Source organism: Enterobacter sp. FB, from assembly GCF_000805795.1.
GTDB classification, from domain to species: Bacteria; Pseudomonadota; Gammaproteobacteria; order Enterobacterales; family Enterobacteriaceae; genus Enterobacter; species Enterobacter roggenkampii.
In genome coordinates, this window is the sequence record NZ_JSZC01000006.1 from 461,306 (window position 1) to 477,184 (window position 15,879).

Here is a 15,879-nt window from a genome sequence, read left to right on the forward strand (position 1 = left end):
CAACGCCGCCACCCGGCATTTTTTCATCAGGACAGTATTATGACTCAAATCGACCGCCTGCTCGGCATCATGAAACGCCTGCGCGACCCGGAAAACGGCTGCCCGTGGGACAAAGAGCAGACTTTCGCCACCATCGCCCCGTACACCCTTGAAGAGACCTACGAGGTGCTGGACGCGATTTCCCGTGAAGATTTTGACGACCTGCGCGGCGAGCTGGGCGATCTGCTTTTCCAGGTTGTGTTCTACGCGCAGATGGCGCAGGAAGAAGGGCGCTTTAACTTTGACGATATCTGCGCTGCCATCAGCGACAAGCTTGAGCGCCGCCATCCCCATATTTTCGGTGACGCTACCGCAGGAACCAGCACCGAAGTCCTGGCCCGCTGGGAGCAGATCAAAAGCGCCGAGCGGGCAGAAAAATCCCAGCACTCCGCGCTGGACGACATTCCGCTGAGCCTGCCCGCGCTGATGCGCGCGCACAAAATCCAGAAACGCTGCTCCGCCGTGGGGTTTGACTGGACCTCCCTCGGCCCGGTGCTGGATAAAGTGCACGAAGAGATTGACGAGGTGATGCACGAAGCGCAGCAGGCGGTGGTGGATGAAGCAAAGCTTGAGGAAGAGATGGGCGATCTGCTGTTTGCGACCGTCAACCTTTCTCGCCACCTGGGTGTAAAAGCGGAAACGGCGCTGCAAAAAGCCAACCTTAAGTTCGAACGCCGCTTTCGCGAAGTGGAGCGGATTGTCGCCTCGCGAGGCCTGGAAATGAGCGGTATTGACCTCGACGCGATGGAAGAAGTCTGGCAGGAAGTAAAGCGCCAGGAATCTGATCTCTAACGAAATTTTGCGATCAAGCGCAATTTGTGTGATTTTTTAAATGACAAGCGCTTGATTTGCGTCAAAAACATTTACCCAAAAGGGGCTATTTTCTCACTCCTTATGTTTGTCATGGCCTGGAATGGAGACGGAGAATGAAAGTTTGTGGCGCTCGCCGTGTTCGGGTATACTACTTTCCCGTCCTGGTTATTCCATCGTTTCACCCTAACTTCTCAGGTTCAGCATGACAACGAACTATATTTTTGTGACCGGCGGGGTCGTATCCTCTCTGGGTAAAGGCATTGCCGCAGCCTCCCTCGCAGCCATTCTTGAAGCCCGTGGCCTCAATGTGACCATGATGAAACTGGATCCGTATATCAACGTCGATCCTGGCACCATGAGCCCAACCCAACACGGGGAAGTGTTCGTTACTGAAGACGGCGCTGAAACCGATCTGGATCTTGGCCACTACGAGCGTTTCATTCGTACCAAAATGACCCGTCGTAATAACTTTACGACTGGCCGCATCTACTCTGACGTTCTGCGTAAAGAGCGCCGTGGTGACTATCTGGGCGCGACCGTGCAGGTTATCCCACACATCACTAACGCCATCAAAGAGCGTGTCCTTGCCGGTGGCGAAGGGCATGACGTTGTGCTGGTTGAAATCGGCGGTACCGTGGGTGATATCGAATCCCTGCCGTTCCTCGAAGCGATTCGTCAGCTGGCGGTAGACATTGGTCGTGAACACGCGCTGTTCATGCACCTGACGCTGGTGCCTTACATGGCGGCGGCAGGTGAAGTGAAAACCAAACCGACCCAGCACTCTGTTAAAGAGCTGCTCTCTATCGGTATTCAGCCTGACATCCTGGTTTGCCGTTCCGATCGCGCCATTCCGGCGAACGAACGTGCGAAAATTGCATTGTTCTGTAACGTGCCTGAAAAAGCCGTTATTTCAATGAAAGATGTCGATTCCATTTATAAAATCCCGGGCCTGTTGAAATCACAGGGTCTGGACGATTATATTTGTAAACGATTCAGCTTGAACTGTCCGGAAGCTAACCTGTCTGAATGGGAACAGGTTATTTACGAAGAAGCCAACCCGGCAGGCGAAGTGACTATCGGTATGGTCGGCAAGTACATCGAGCTGCCGGATGCCTATAAGTCCGTGATCGAAGCGCTGAAACACGGTGGTCTGAAGAACCGTGTCTCCGTGAACATCAAGCTGATTGATTCGCAGGATGTTGAAACGCGTGGCGTTGAAATCCTGAAAGATCTGGATGCTATCCTTATCCCTGGTGGCTTCGGCTACCGTGGTGTAGAAGGCAAGATCGCCACCGCGCGTTATGCGCGTGAAAACAATATTCCATACCTCGGCATCTGTCTGGGTATGCAGGTTGCGCTGATCGAATTTGCGCGCAACGTAGCGGGAATGGAAAACGCGAACTCTACGGAATTTGTGCCAGACTGTAAGTACCCTGTTGTGGCGCTTATCACTGAATGGCGTGATGAAGACGGTAACGTCGAAGTCCGTACCGAGAAGAGCGATCTGGGTGGCACTATGCGTCTCGGCGCACAGGCCTGCCAGCTGACTGACGATAGCGTGGTTCGCAAGCTGTACGGCGAGCCGGTCATCACCGAGCGCCATCGTCACCGCTATGAAGTCAACAACATGCTGTTGAAACAAATTGAAGCTGCGGGTCTGCGTGTTGCGGGCCGCTCCGGGGATGATCAGTTAGTCGAGATCATCGAAGTGCCAAACCATCCGTGGTTTGTCGCCTGCCAGTTCCACCCGGAATTTACTTCAACGCCACGTGACGGGCATCCGCTGTTTGCAGGCTTTGTGAAGGCCGCCAGCGACTACCAGAAGCGTCAGGCGAAGTAAAAAAAGTTAGAACGGCAACGCGTACCTTTGGTACGCGTTGTTTGTCTGGAGTTTTAGTTTAACTTGTACTGAGGAAAATCTAATGTCCAAAATCGTTAAAGTCATCGGTCGTGAAATCATCGACTCCCGTGGTAACCCGACCGTTGAAGCCGAAGTTCATCTGGAAGGTGGTTTCGTCGGTATGGCAGCTGCTCCATCAGGTGCTTCTACTGGTTCCCGCGAAGCGCTGGAACTGCGTGATGGCGACAAATCCCGTTTCATGGGCAAAGGCGTACTGAAAGCGGTTGGCGCTGTTAACGGTCCTATTGCTCAGGCTATCGTTGGCAAAGATGCCAAAGATCAGGCTGGCATCGACAAGATCATGATCGATCTGGACGGTACTGAAAACAAATCTAACTTCGGTGCGAACGCAATCCTGGCCGTTTCCCTGGCGAACGCCAAAGCGGCTGCGGCGGCTAAAGGCATGCCACTGTTCGAGCACATCGCTGAACTGAACGGCACCCCAGGCAAATACTCCATGCCTGTACCAATGATGAACATCATCAACGGTGGTGAGCACGCAGACAACAACGTTGATATTCAGGAATTCATGATTCAGCCAGTTGGCGCGAAATCCCTGAAAGAAGCAGTACGTATGGGTTCTGAAGTGTTCCACAACCTGGCTAAAGTTCTGAAAGCTAAAGGTATGAACACGGCTGTGGGTGACGAAGGTGGCTATGCGCCAAACCTGGGTTCTAACGCAGAAGCACTGGCTGTTATCGCAGAAGCGGTAAAAGCAGCGGGCTACGAGCTGGGCAAAGACATCACCCTGGCGATGGACTGTGCAGCATCAGAATTCTACAAAGACGGTAAATACGTTCTGGCTGGCGAAGGCAACAAAGCGTTCACCTCCGAAGAGTTCACTCACTTCCTGGAAGACCTGACCAAACAGTACCCAATCGTGTCTATCGAAGACGGTCTGGACGAGTCTGACTGGGCTGGCTTCGCATACCAGACTAAAGTACTGGGCGACAAAATCCAGCTGGTGGGTGACGACCTGTTCGTAACCAACACCAAGATCCTGAAAGAAGGTATCGAGAAAGGCATCGTTAACTCCATCCTGATCAAATTCAACCAGATCGGTTCCCTGACCGAAACGCTGGCTGCGATCAAAATGGCGAAAGACGCTGGCTACACCGCGGTTATCTCTCACCGTTCTGGCGAAACTGAAGACGCGACCATTGCTGACCTGGCTGTGGGTACCGCTGCTGGCCAGATCAAAACCGGTTCTATGAGCCGTTCTGACCGTGTTGCTAAATACAACCAGCTGATTCGTATCGAAGAAGCGCTGGGCGAAAAAGCACCATACAACGGTCGTAAAGAGATCAAAGGCCAGGCATAATCGCTTAAGCCTTAACATGAAAATGCCAGTCGAATGACTGGCATTTTTTTTGGCTATTTAAAATCGACCGCCATTTGCTCCGGAATGGTCAGCCCCCGGGTGGTTTGCACGCAGCGGGCAATATAATCCGTAAACCGGGGTGGCTTCGGCATCCCCATGCTCAGCAGCTTATCGTTGCTGAAGCGCACGTTAAGCGTGGCAAACGCGCCGTATAACCGCATGGCTCTCAGCATCAGACGTTCGTTGCACGGGCCAAAAATCGTTTTTAGTTCACGGCGCATTCTGACCAGCGTTTCGTAGCTGACCTGCGCGTACTTATCGCCGACGGGTGCTTTCTCCAGCGCCTGCGCCATCGCATTATCAATATCCGCAAAGCGAACGCTGTTCTCTTCTCCGGCCGAAATGTGTACCACTTCCCCCGGACGCGCGTTGCTGTTGAGCAGCATTAACAGCGCGTCGGCACAATAATCCACCGGGACAACGTCGATCCGGTCCTCCATCGAGCACATAAACTTCTGCAGCATCAGGCCCATGCTGAAGACCCAGAAAATACTGCTCGAGGGCGTGCAGCCGTGGCGGGTATGGCCGACAACGATGGACGGACGCGCGATGAGCAGCGGCAGGTTCGGACATTCCTGGCGCATCAGCTGTTCGATGGTTGACTTCGAAAACGTGTATTCCACCAGGTGTTCAGCATTCTCTCTGAATTCGGCGCTTTCGGCGACCAGGGAATCCTGCTCCGGCGTACATGACATTGCCGTGCCCACGTGGAGGAAGCGTTGTAGCGTTGAAACCTGCTCCATGCGGCGCGCCAGTGCCAGCGTTCCTTCCACGTTGACCTTCCAGATGAGCGGGTTGTTACCAAATGAGGCAACAGCTGCACAGTTCACGACATGCGTGACCTGGTCCAGACGCGGATCGTTCAGGAAGGCTTCAGGCTGGCTGAGATCGCCCATGAGGATATTGTCCACGCTCAGAGTGGCCAGTTTGTCCTCAGGAACGTTGAACTTGCGCATGTTCTCCAGCACGCGCTCCAGCCCGCTCTGCGGATCGCTGGCACGCGCGAGCAAAAGCAGTTTTACGGATTGATCGCTGGTCAGCATTTTTTCCAGTACTGCACCGCCCAGAAACCCCGTCACGCCTGTAATCATTAACATCTTCATTAATACCGTCTCATTATGATTGATGAGGCGGATTGTAGGCGTGCAAAAGTAAACGGCATTTAAATAATAAAAAGCCGAAATCGACAGCATCTTAAGCTTATTTTAAGGAAAGGAATTCAGGTGGAGATATTGGACATTACAGGCAGGGTGAAAATTCAATTTATTAAAATGAATATTTCAACATTATGATTTTAAAGTCCTTTTTGTGGCGCTCATCGGATGGTGAACTTAATTCGAAATGTAATAAATATAATACTTTGTTACACCAAACATTTACCGGATAAATGATTTAAACACCACTTAACTTAAATCAGGCGACATTAAGCGCAGGCTATTTTATTTAGCCTGCGAAGGGTTTTTAGAGTAACAGAGGAAGCGTGGCGCTGGCCGTTTGCTGGCTAACGTCGCCGTAACGGCCATCCAGCGCAATCATGGACGTGGTCAGCAGTTCGACCAGCAGCATGACCCCAACTTTGGCATTGAGCGCGCCCGCGCTAAGCGGCCCCTCTGGCTTGGCGGCCACCAGCTGCATGTCGCTCAGGGACGCCAGCGGGCTGCGGGGCGTATTGCTGAGTGCCAGAACCTTAGCGCCGCGCTTGCGGGCAAGCTTCACCACGTGGAGTAGATCTCGCGTTGAGCCGGAACTGGAGATTGCCACCACCAGCGTCTCTTCCGAAAGCGTTGTCGCATTCATGGCCGCGCGGTGCATATCGCTAAACAGCTGTGCGGGTTTGCCCAGCCGCAACAGCTTGTAGTGCAGATACTCCCCGAGGATCGCGCTGGCCGCAACGCCATAAATCTGCACCGACTGCGCCTGATGCAGCGCCAGCGCGGCCTTTTCAAGCAGCGTGCGGTCAAGGAGCCTGGCGGTGTCCTGCAAAGCCTGCACCGACTCATCCACGACGTTATCAATCTCATCCCCCGCCTGGCGCGCGGGCTGGCCCTGCTGAATATCCAGCGCAAGCGCCATTTTAAATTCGTTATAGCCCTTGCAGCCCAGCGTGCGGCAAAGACGCGTCACGCTGGCCTCGCTGGTGTGGCTCTCGCGCGCCAGTTCGGTGATCGTCAGGTAGAGCACCCGGGCAGGATCGCTGAGAACAAACTCACCGAGTTTTTGTTGTGTTGGGCTGTACCCGGAAGCCTCCTGGCGTAGCTTCAGCAGCAGGTTTTCATGGTCTGACATGCTCGATCCTTAATGCGTTTCTCTGCGACTAGTGTGGCGGAAAGCGGGGGAAGGATGCCAGTCATTTCGAAAAAGTATGATCGTCGTCCTGGTTTTTGATGATAATTTTCACTGTTTAAAATTAATATGGTAAAAATTTTCATCCATTAATGGGGGGATGAAAAAATGATGCAAATATTCAGTGGGGCTTCTTCAGGGGGATGGTTTGAAAAAGCGCAGCGCTTTGGCAAATCCTTTATGTTGCCGATTGCCGTGCTGCCTGCGGCGGGTCTGCTGCTGGGGATAGGCGGCGCGCTATCGAATCCCAACACGCTGGCAGCCTATCCGTTTTTAGACGTGAGCTGGCTCCAGGCCATTTTCACCATCATGAGCAGCGCAGGATCCATCGTGTTTGCGAACCTCTCGGTGCTGTTTGCGGTTGGGGTCGCCGTCGGGCTGGCAAAAAGCGATAAGGGCACGGCGGGGCTGGCGGCGCTTCTCGCGTTTCTGGTGATGAATGCCACCATCAACGCGCTGCTGATCCTCACCGGCAAACTGGCGCATGAGAACCCGGGCGCGGTGGGGCAGGGCATGACGCTGGGTATTCAGACGCTGGAAACCGGCGTCTTTGGCGGCGTGGTGATTGGGCTGGTGACCTGCGCGCTCCATCATCGGTTTAACAAGATTGCACTTCCGCAGTTCCTGGGCTTTTTTGGCGGCTCGCGCTTTGTTCCTATCATCAGCTCGCTGGCGGCGATACTCGTCGGTGCGCTCATGACCGTGGTCTGGCCGCATTTCCAGAAGCTGATTTTTGGTCTCGGCGGGCTGGTGGATGCGACCGGCTATCTGGGCACTTTGCTGTACGGCTTCATTTTACGCATGCTGGGTCCGTTCGGTCTGCACCACATCTTCTACCTGCCTTTCTGGACCACCGCGCTTGGCGGGAGTGAGATTGTCAACGGTCACCTGGTGGAAGGCACGCAGCGGATCTTCTTCGCTCAGCTGGCTGACCCGAACACGCAACATTTCTATGAGGGCACGTCACGCTTCATGTCCGGGCGCTTTATTACGATGATGTTTGGCCTGCTCGGGGCGTGCCTGGCGATGTACCACACGGCAAAACCCGAGAACAAAAAACGCGTTGCCGGGCTGCTGCTTTCTGCGGCGTTAACCTCGTTCCTGACCGGGATTACCGAGCCTATCGAATTCTCGTTCCTGTTTATTGCGCCGGTGCTCTACGTCATCCATGCGCTGTTTGACGGGCTGGCATTCATGCTCGCGCACATGCTGCATATCACCATCGGGCAAACCTTCTCCGGCGGTTTCATCGACTTCGTGCTGTTCGGCATTTTGCAGGGAGAAGCCAAAACCAACTGGATGTTCGTTCCGCTGGTCGGCGTAGCGTGGTTCTTCCTTTACTACTTTACCTTCCGCTATCTGATTAACCGCTTTGATTTCGCGACGCCAGGTCGGGAAAAGGAGGCGATGGCTGATGAGGTCAGTCTGCCGCAAAACGAACGCGCAGCCGCGGTGATCGCCGGATTAGGCGGAAAAGACAATCTGGACGAGGTGGACTGCTGCGCCACGCGTCTTCGCGTCACGGTTAAAGACGGCAGCAAAGTGAATGAGTCGGCACTGAAAGCCACCGGGGCGCGCGGCGTTATCGTGCGCGGCAACGGCGTTCAGGTCATTTATGGCCCGCACGTCACGATTATCAAAAACGAAGTGGAAGAGATCTTATCGTAATGAAAACTGTACTGGATAACCTGAAGGGAAAACTGGTCGTCTCCTGTCAGGCGCTGGAAAATGAACCGCTGCACAGCCCGTTTATTATGTCGCGCATGGCGCTGGCTGCGGCACAGGGCGGGGCTGCCGCCATTCGCGCGAACAGCGTGGTGGATATCGAGGCCATCAGGCAGCAGGTGTCTTTGCCGGTCATCGGCATCATCAAACGGGATTATCCCGAAAGCGAGGTGTTTATCACCGCGACAATGAAAGAGGTGGATGAGCTCATGAGCGTCTCGCCGGACATCATTGCGCTTGATGCGACGGCGCGGTCACGTCCTGGCGGAGAATCTCTGGAAACGCTGGTCTCGCGCATCCGCGCACGTTATCCCGCGGTGCTGCTGATGGCGGATATCTCCTCCGTGGACGAAGCCGTGACGGCGCAGGCGCTGGGCTTTGACTGCGTCGGCACCACGCTTTACGGCTACACGGCGGAAACGGCGGGCCATTCACTTCCGGAAAACGACAGCGCGTTCCTGAAGGCGGTGCTGGCCGCCGTGACGGTGCCCGTGGTTGCCGAAGGCAACGTGGATACCCCCGAGCGTGCGGCCAGGTGTCTGGCGCTGGGCGCGCATACGGTGGTGGTCGGCGGCGCGATCACCCGTCCGCAGCAAATCACGGAACGGTTTATGGCGGCGATTGGCGCGTAAAGCACCGATGGAGCATGACCATCCGGCGGGGATCTGCGATACTTATCGTTTATCCCCTTTACTGAGATGACTATGCAGTACCCGATTAACGAGATGTTCCAGACCCTGCAAGGCGAGGGTTACTTTACCGGCGTTCCCGCTATTTTCATTCGTTTACAGGGATGCCCGGTTGGCTGTGCCTGGTGTGATACCAAACATACCTGGGATAAGCTCGCAGATCGGGAAGTGTCGCTGTTTAGCATTCTGGCGAAAACCAAAGAGAGCGATAAGTGGGGCGCGGGCAGTGCCGAAGATCTGCTCGCCATCATTGGTCGTCAGGGCTGGACGGCGCGTCACGTGGTGATCACCGGCGGTGAACCCTGCATCCACGATCTGACGCCGCTGACCGAGCTGCTCGAAAAGAACGGCTACAGCTGCCAGATCGAAACCAGCGGCACCCATGAAGTGCGCTGCTCGCACACCACCTGGGTGACGGTATCGCCAAAAGTGAATATGCGCGGCGGGTATGACGTGCTGTCTCAGGCGCTGGAGCGCGCGGATGAGATTAAGCACCCGGTAGGACGCGTGCGTGATATCGAAGCGCTGGATGAACTGCTGGCCACGCTGACGGACGAAAAGCAGCGGGTGATTGCCCTGCAGCCTATCAGCCAGAAAGACGATGCAACGCGCCTGTGCATTGAAACCTGTATTGCGCGCAACTGGCGCCTGTCGATGCAGACGCACAAGTATCTGAATATTGCCTGAAAAAAAGCCCGGTGGCGCGAGCGCTGACCGGGCCTGGGTTTCGAGGCTTTTGTAGGCCGGGTAAGGCGAAGCCGCCACCCGGCAAGCATCACTCGCCGCGATACACGCAGCCTGCCGTACAGGTCTCTTTGATCATCACCGCGCTCAGCAGCGGTACCCGCGGTTTCATCTGATCCCAAATCCATTTTGCCAGCACCTCGCTGGTCGGGTTTTCAAGGCCCGGGATCTCATTCAGGTAGTAGTGATCCAGACGATCGTAGGTCGGCTTAAACGCCGCCTTCAGCTCGGCAAAATCCATGATCCAACCGGTATGCGGATCAACTTCACCGGTGATCTCAAGACGCACCATGAACGAATGCCCGTGCAGACGGCCACATTTATGCCCTTCAGGGACATGCGGAAGGTGGTGGGCGGCTTCGAAGGTGAAATCTTTAAACAGTGTGGTGGACATGATCGCTCTCAGTAATGCGGAAAAAACCGCCGCATAGTACCGGAAAGCACAATTTTTAGCATTAACTAAAACGGCTCTGAGCGGCAACCGCCTCGTATTCAGGGTGTTTATCGCTATTTGTTCTTTTATTTCAGAAGGTTATTTAATCGGTTTTATCGCTAAGCATGACAACCAAAACAGGTTAGTCCATTTGGTTATTTATTATTTCCATCCCTTCTTTAATTGTTATTATCCTCGCCGTTAACCTTATCTTCAGTTTGGATTTATTCGCTTAAAGTCCGCTTGGCTACTGGAACATAACGACGCATGACAACACAGGCCCCACCTTCAAATTTGCTTCCCCTGAACCCGGAGCAGCTGGCGCGCCTTCAGGCTGCCACCTCTGATTTTTCTCCCACTCAGCTTGCCTGGGTCTCCGGTTATTTCTGGGGAATGCTCAATCAACAGCCTGGCGCTGTGGCGGGTGCACCGGCCACGGCCGTTGAAATTCCGGCCATTACCCTGATTTCCGCCTCGCAGACGGGCAATGCCCGCCGCGTGGCCGAAGCACTGCGCGACGACCTGCTGGCCGCGAAACTGAACGTGAACCTGGTCAACGCCGGGGATTACAAATTTAAGCAAATCGCGTCGGAAAAACTGCTGGTGGTGGTTGCCTCTACGCAGGGGGAAGGTGAACCCGCTGAAGAAGCGGTGGCGCTGCATAAGTTCCTGTTCTCGAAAAAAGCGCCGAAGCTGGATGGCACGGCGTTTGCCGTCTTTGGCCTGGGCGATACTTCCTATGAATTCTTCTGCCAGTCCGGCAAAGACTTCGACAGCAAGCTGGCGGAGCTGGGCGCGGAGCGCCTGCTGGACCGCGTTGACGCGGATGTCGAATACCAGGCCGCCGCCGCCGAATGGCGCGCCCGCATCGTTGAGGTGCTAAAAGCGCGCGTGCCGAAAGAGACGTCAGCCCAGGCCTCGTTCACCGCGACGGGTGCTGTTAACGACATCCACACCAGCCCGTACACCAAAGAGGCGCCGCTGGCGGCGAGCCTGTCGGTGAACCAGAAAATTACCGGCCGCGATTCAGAAAAAGATGTGCGCCATATCGAAATCGATCTGGGCGACTCGGGCCTGCGCTATCAGCCTGGCGATGCGCTGGGCGTCTGGTATCAGAACGATCCGGCGCTGGTGAAAGAGCTGGTTGAGCTGCTGTGGCTGAAAGGCGACGAGCCTGTCACCGTTGACGGTAAAACGCAGCCGCTTTCTGATGCGTTGCAGTGGCATTTTGAGCTGACGGTGAACACCCCGAATATCGTCGAAAATTATGCCACCTTGACGCGCAGCGAATCCCTGCTGCCGCTGGTGGGCGACAAGGCGAAGCTGCAGCATTACGCTGCGACGACGCCGATTGTCGATATGGTGCGCTTCTCTCCGGCTCAGCTGGATGCCGATGCGCTGATCGGCCTGCTGCGTCCGCTCACTCCGCGCCTGTACTCCATCGCCTCTTCCCAGGCTGAAGTGGAGAGTGAAGTGCATATTACCGTCGGCGTGGTGCGTTACGACATCGAAGGCCGCGCCCGCACGGGTGGGGCATCAGGCTTCCTGGCGGATCGTGTGGAAGAAGAGGGCGAAGTGCGCGTCTTTATTGAGCACAACGATAACTTCCGCCTGCCGGCAAACCCGGAAACGCCGGTCATTATGATTGGCCCGGGCACCGGCATTGCGCCGTTCCGCGCCTTCATGCAGCAGCGTGCGGCGGATGGCGCACCGGGTAAAAACTGGCTGTTCTTCGGCAACCCGCACTTTACGGAAGATTTCCTCTACCAGGTGGAGTGGCAGCGCTATGTGAAAGAAGGCGTACTGACCCGCATCGATCTGGCCTGGTCCCGCGACCAGAAAGAAAAAGTATACGTACAAGACAAACTGCGCGAACAGGGCGCAGAGCTGTGGCGCTGGATCAATGACGGTGCCCACATTTATGTCTGCGGCGACGCTAATCGCATGGCGAAAGACGTTGAGCAGACTTTGCTGGAAGTGATTGCCGAATTCGGCGGTATGGATGCCGAAGCGGCGGATGAATTTTTAAGTGAGCTGCGCGTTGAGCGCCGTTATCAGCGAGATGTCTACTAATGAGCGAAAAACATCCAGGGCCACTGGTGGTCGAAGGTAAACTGACAGACGCCGAGCGCATGAAGCTGGAAAGCAACTATCTGCGTGGCACCATTGCTGAAGATCTGAATGACGGTCTCACCGGCGGTTTCAAAGGCGACAACTTCCTGCTGATCCGTTTCCACGGCATGTACCAGCAGGACGACCGCGACATCCGCGCCGAGCGTGCAGAGCAGAAGCTGGAGCCGCGTCACGCGATGCTGCTGCGCTGCCGTCTGCCGGGTGGGGTGATTACCACCAAACAGTGGCAGGCGATCGACAAGTTTGCCGGTGAAAACACGATCTACGGCAGCATCCGTCTGACCAACCGTCAGACCTTCCAGTTCCACGGCATTCTGAAGAAGAACGTCAAGCCGGTGCACCAGATGCTGCACTCCGTTGGGCTGGACGCGCTGGCGACCGCCAACGACATGAACCGTAACGTGCTCTGCACCTCGAACCCGTATGAGTCCGAGCTGCATGCCGAAGCGTACGAGTGGGCGAAGAAGATCTCCGAGCACCTGCTGCCGCGCACCCGCGCCTATGCGGAGATCTGGCTCGATCAGGAAAAAGTCGCGACTACGGACGAAGAACCGATCCTCGGCCAGACCTACCTGCCGCGTAAGTTTAAAACCACGGTGGTGATCCCGCCGCAGAACGATATCGACCTGCACGCCAACGACATGAACTTCGTGGCGATTGCCGAAAACGGCAAGCTGGTGGGCTTTAACCTGCTGGTGGGCGGCGGCCTGTCCATCGAACACGGTAACAAGAAAACCTACGCCCGTACCGCGAGCGAGTTCGGCTTCCTGCCGCTGGAGCATACGCTGGCCGTGGCGGAAGCGGTGGTGACGACCCAGCGCGACTGGGGTAACCGTACCGACCGTAAAAACGCGAAAACCAAATACACCCTGGAGCGCGTGGGCGTGGAGACGTTCAAAGCGGAAGTGGAGCGTCGCGCGGGCATCAAGTTTGAGCCGATCCGCCCTTACGAATTCACCGGTCGCGGCGATCGCATTGGCTGGGTGAAGGGTATCGACAATAAATGGCACCTGACGCTGTTTATCGAAAACGGCCGTATTCTGGATTATCCGGGGCGTCCGCTGAAAACCGGTCTGCTGGAAATTGCGAAGATCCATAAGGGCGAGTTCCGCATCACCGCTAACCAGAACCTGATCATTGCCGGCGTGCCGGAAAGCCAGAAGGCGAAGATCGAGAAGCTGGCGCGCGATCACGGGTTAATGGATGCGGTCAAACCGCAGCGTGAAAACTCAATGGCCTGCGTGTCGTTCCCGACCTGCCCGCTGGCGATGGCCGAAGCGGAACGTTTCCTGCCGTCATTCACTGACAAGGTAGAAGCGATTCTGGAAAAACACGGCATTCCGGACGAGCATATTGTTATGCGCGTGACGGGCTGCCCGAACGGCTGCGGTCGCGCGATGCTGGCCGAACTGGGGCTGGTGGGGAAAGCGCCGGGTCGCTACAACCTGCACCTGGGCGGTAACCGTATCGGCACGCGCATTCCGCGTATGTTCCGCGAGAACATCACCGAGCCGGAAATTCTTGATTCCATCGACGAGCTTGTCGGGCGCTGGGCGAAAGAGCGCGAAGCGGGTGAAGGCTTCGGCGACTTTACGGTGCGTGCGGGCATCATTCGCCCGGTGCTCGATCCCGCCAGGGATTTCTGGGAGTAACCACGAGAGGTAACTATGTCCGAACTCGATCTAAACGCCCTTAATGACCTGCCAAAAGTCGAACGTATTCTGGCGCTGGCAGAAACCAATGCCCACCTTGAAAAGCTGGACGCCGAAGGGCGCGTGGCGTGGGCGCTGGAAAACCTGCCGGGAGAGTATGTGCTCTCGTCGAGCTTTGGTATTCAGGCGGCGGTCAGCCTGCATCTGGTGAATCAGATCCGTCCGGACATTCCGGTGATCCTCACCGATACCGGCTACCTGTTCCCGGAGACCTACCAGTTTATTGACGAGCTGACGGACAAGCTCAGGCTGAACCTCAAGGTCTACCGCGCGACGGAAAGCGCGGCCTGGCAGGAGGCGCGCTACGGCAAGCTGTGGGAGCAGGGCGTTGAGGGCATTGAGAAATACAATGAGATCAACAAAGTTGAGCCGATGAACCGGGCGCTGAAAGAGCTTAATGCCCAGACGTGGTTTGCGGGCCTGCGCCGTGAGCAGTCCGGCAGCCGGGCAACCTTACCGGTGCTGGCGGTGCAGCGCGGGGTGTTTAAAGTGCTGCCGATTATCGACTGGGACAACCGGACGGTGTACCAGTACCTGCAAAAGCACGGGCTGAAATACCATCCGCTGTGGGACCAGGGCTATCTGTCGGTGGGCGATACCCACACCACGCGTAAGTGGGAACCGGGCATGGCGGAAGAAGAGACGCGATTCTTCGGGCTGAAGCGCGAGTGCGGGTTGCACGAAGGGTGATAACCTTTTTGCCCGGTGGCGCTGCGCTTACCGGGCCTACTAAGGCTCGTTCCATATGTAGGCCCGGTAAGGCGTAGCCGCCACCGGGCTTAACGGCCTCAGGCTTTCCCCGCTTTCGCCAGCTCCTTCACCAGCGGCAGCATCACCTTCACCACATCACGACTGCGGTGCTCAATCCGCTGCGGCAGCGCGCGATCGATGTGCTGCTGATTGTCCAGCATCACGTTGTGCCAGCTCGTCCCGTCCGGGAAGGCCTTCGATTTAGCCCGCTGCTGGTAGCCATCTTTTTTGCCCAGCGCCCAGTTCGTCGCTTCCACGTACAGCACCGGAATGCCCGCCTTATCGAACACTTCCCCGTCGTTGCAGCAGCCTGTGCCTCGCGGATAATCCGGGTTACCGCCGGGGTTGCTGGTGGCATAAACCCCATGGCTGCGGGCTATCGCCAGCGCCCGGTCGCGCGTCAGTTTCCGCACGGTACCCGGCGTACTCTGCCCGCTGTTGAAATAGAGCTTATCGCCGACGATCAGGTTGTCGAGGTTGATCACCAGCAGCGTATTTTTCTTCTCCTCAGCGCTCATACGCTTAAGGAGATTCTCAGCGCCGAGTTTGCCCTCTTCCTCACCGCTGGTGGCAACAAAACGAATGCCATATTGGGTGGGAATATCTTTCATCCGCTCGGCCAGTTCGAGCATCACGCCCAGGCCTGCGGCATTATCGTCCATGCCTTGCAGCGTCAGCCCGCCAAGATTGTTATCCGTATCGGCGTCACTCATCGGGGCGTAGGTATCAAGGTGCGCCATAATGATAATTTGCTCTTTTGCGCTGCCTTCGTGGGCCGCAATCACCGTACTGCCGGTCACGTTATGCCAGTTTTTCGTTTTATTGCGTGAGGTATAGACGTAGCGGCTGTGAAACGATCGGATATCGCTCTGGTAACCCATGTCGGCAAACTGCTGGCGAAGATAGTCCGCGGAGAGCATTTCCGCAGGCGATCCGGTCATGCGGCCAGGGAAAACGGTGGCAATATGCCGCGCCTGCATAGTGGCGATTTCACCATAAGGTTGGTTTTTTGCCTGGGCAGGAAGAATAAAGCAAACGCCGAGCGCCAGGGCAGCAATACGGTGGCGCGTTGCGGAAAACATAGTGAGTCCTTAAAAACAGAGCAAAATAATAACCCGCCTAGTATGAAACTGTGATCGTCCATACACAATTTGAATCGTTCTTAAATGCCCGAAATGTCGCGCGTTAAGCACTTTTTGGTATTAGCTTTTTCACAG

Annotated in this window: 13 protein-coding genes; 9 read left to right on the forward strand and 4 right to left on the reverse strand. The window is 55.9% G+C overall.

Annotated features, from left to right (window positions below; genetic code table 11):
- Positions 1-39: 39 nt before the first annotated feature.
- The 3 genes from mazG (at position 40) to eno (ending at position 4,073) form a co-directional block, all read left to right on the forward strand.
- A complete protein-coding gene (mazG, locus tag PI91_RS04620; protein ID WP_008499627.1) occupies positions 40-831 on the forward strand; it encodes a nucleoside triphosphate pyrophosphohydrolase in 792 nt (263 codons plus the stop codon).
- Between the two features lie 223 nt (positions 832-1,054).
- Entirely contained in the window at positions 1,055-2,692 is a 1,638-nt protein-coding gene (gene pyrG / locus PI91_RS04625) for a glutamine hydrolyzing CTP synthase (protein ID WP_008499626.1), read from the forward strand.
- Between the two features lie 82 nt (positions 2,693-2,774).
- Positions 2,775-4,073: a phosphopyruvate hydratase gene (gene eno, locus PI91_RS04630; protein WP_003862715.1), complete on the forward strand. Its 1,299-nt coding sequence runs from the start codon at positions 2,775-2,777 to the stop codon at positions 4,071-4,073.
- A 53-nt stretch (positions 4,074-4,126) separates the two neighbouring features.
- Here the strand turns inward: eno and PI91_RS04635 are convergent, their stop codons facing one another.
- On the reverse strand, positions 4,127-5,236 hold the full coding sequence (locus PI91_RS04635) for an SDR family oxidoreductase (protein ID WP_039265526.1): 1,110 nt from the start codon (positions 5,234-5,236) through the stop codon (positions 4,127-4,129).
- A 358-nt stretch (positions 5,237-5,594) separates the two neighbouring features.
- The gene (locus PI91_RS04640; RefSeq protein WP_021241902.1) at positions 5,595-6,419 is read right to left on the reverse strand and encodes a MurR/RpiR family transcriptional regulator; all 825 of its coding nucleotides are present in this window, start codon (positions 6,417-6,419) and stop codon (positions 5,595-5,597) included.
- Between the two features lie 165 nt (positions 6,420-6,584).
- On the opposite strand from PI91_RS04640, the gene PI91_RS04645 reads away from it, so the two are divergent.
- The 3 genes from PI91_RS04645 (at position 6,585) to queE (ending at position 9,577) form a co-directional block, all read left to right on the forward strand.
- Positions 6,585-8,144: a PTS transporter subunit EIIC gene (locus PI91_RS04645; protein WP_039265527.1), complete on the forward strand. Its 1,560-nt coding sequence runs from the start codon at positions 6,585-6,587 to the stop codon at positions 8,142-8,144.
- A complete protein-coding gene (locus PI91_RS04650) occupies positions 8,144-8,833 on the forward strand; it encodes an N-acetylmannosamine-6-phosphate 2-epimerase (RefSeq protein WP_039265528.1) in 690 nt (229 codons plus the stop codon). Before PI91_RS04645 ends, PI91_RS04650 begins: the two co-directional genes overlap by 1 nt.
- Positions 8,834-8,905: 72 nt before the next feature.
- A complete protein-coding gene (gene queE / locus PI91_RS04655; protein ID WP_021241905.1) occupies positions 8,906-9,577 on the forward strand; it encodes a 7-carboxy-7-deazaguanine synthase QueE in 672 nt (223 codons plus the stop codon).
- A gap of 88 nt (positions 9,578-9,665) precedes the next feature.
- Here the strand turns inward: queE and queD are convergent, their stop codons facing one another.
- A complete protein-coding gene (gene queD, locus PI91_RS04660) occupies positions 9,666-10,028 on the reverse strand; it encodes a 6-carboxytetrahydropterin synthase QueD (RefSeq protein ID WP_008499619.1) in 363 nt (120 codons plus the stop codon).
- A 306-nt stretch (positions 10,029-10,334) separates the two neighbouring features.
- Here queD and cysJ point away from each other — a divergent pair, with 306 nt between their 5' ends.
- From cysJ to cysH, 3 genes are read left to right on the forward strand one after another with little or no spacing between them, the layout of a single operon-like run.
- Complete coding sequence (cysJ, locus tag PI91_RS04665; RefSeq protein WP_039265529.1) at positions 10,335-12,140, forward strand: NADPH-dependent assimilatory sulfite reductase flavoprotein subunit; 1,806 nt, start codon at positions 10,335-10,337, stop codon at positions 12,138-12,140.
- On the forward strand, positions 12,140-13,852 hold the full coding sequence (gene cysI, locus PI91_RS04670) for an assimilatory sulfite reductase (NADPH) hemoprotein subunit (protein ID WP_023325980.1): 1,713 nt from the start codon (positions 12,140-12,142) through the stop codon (positions 13,850-13,852). The genes cysJ and cysI overlap by 1 nt, the downstream gene beginning before the upstream one ends.
- A gap of 15 nt (positions 13,853-13,867) precedes the next feature.
- Complete coding sequence (gene cysH, locus PI91_RS04675; RefSeq protein WP_023344813.1) at positions 13,868-14,602, forward strand: phosphoadenosine phosphosulfate reductase; 735 nt, start codon at positions 13,868-13,870, stop codon at positions 14,600-14,602.
- Between the two features lie 98 nt (positions 14,603-14,700).
- Here cysH and PI91_RS04680 read toward each other — a convergent pair whose 3' ends face one another.
- On the reverse strand, positions 14,701-15,744 hold the full coding sequence (locus tag PI91_RS04680) for an aminopeptidase (RefSeq protein ID WP_008499615.1): 1,044 nt from the start codon (positions 15,742-15,744) through the stop codon (positions 14,701-14,703).
- Positions 15,745-15,879 lie beyond the last annotated feature (135 nt).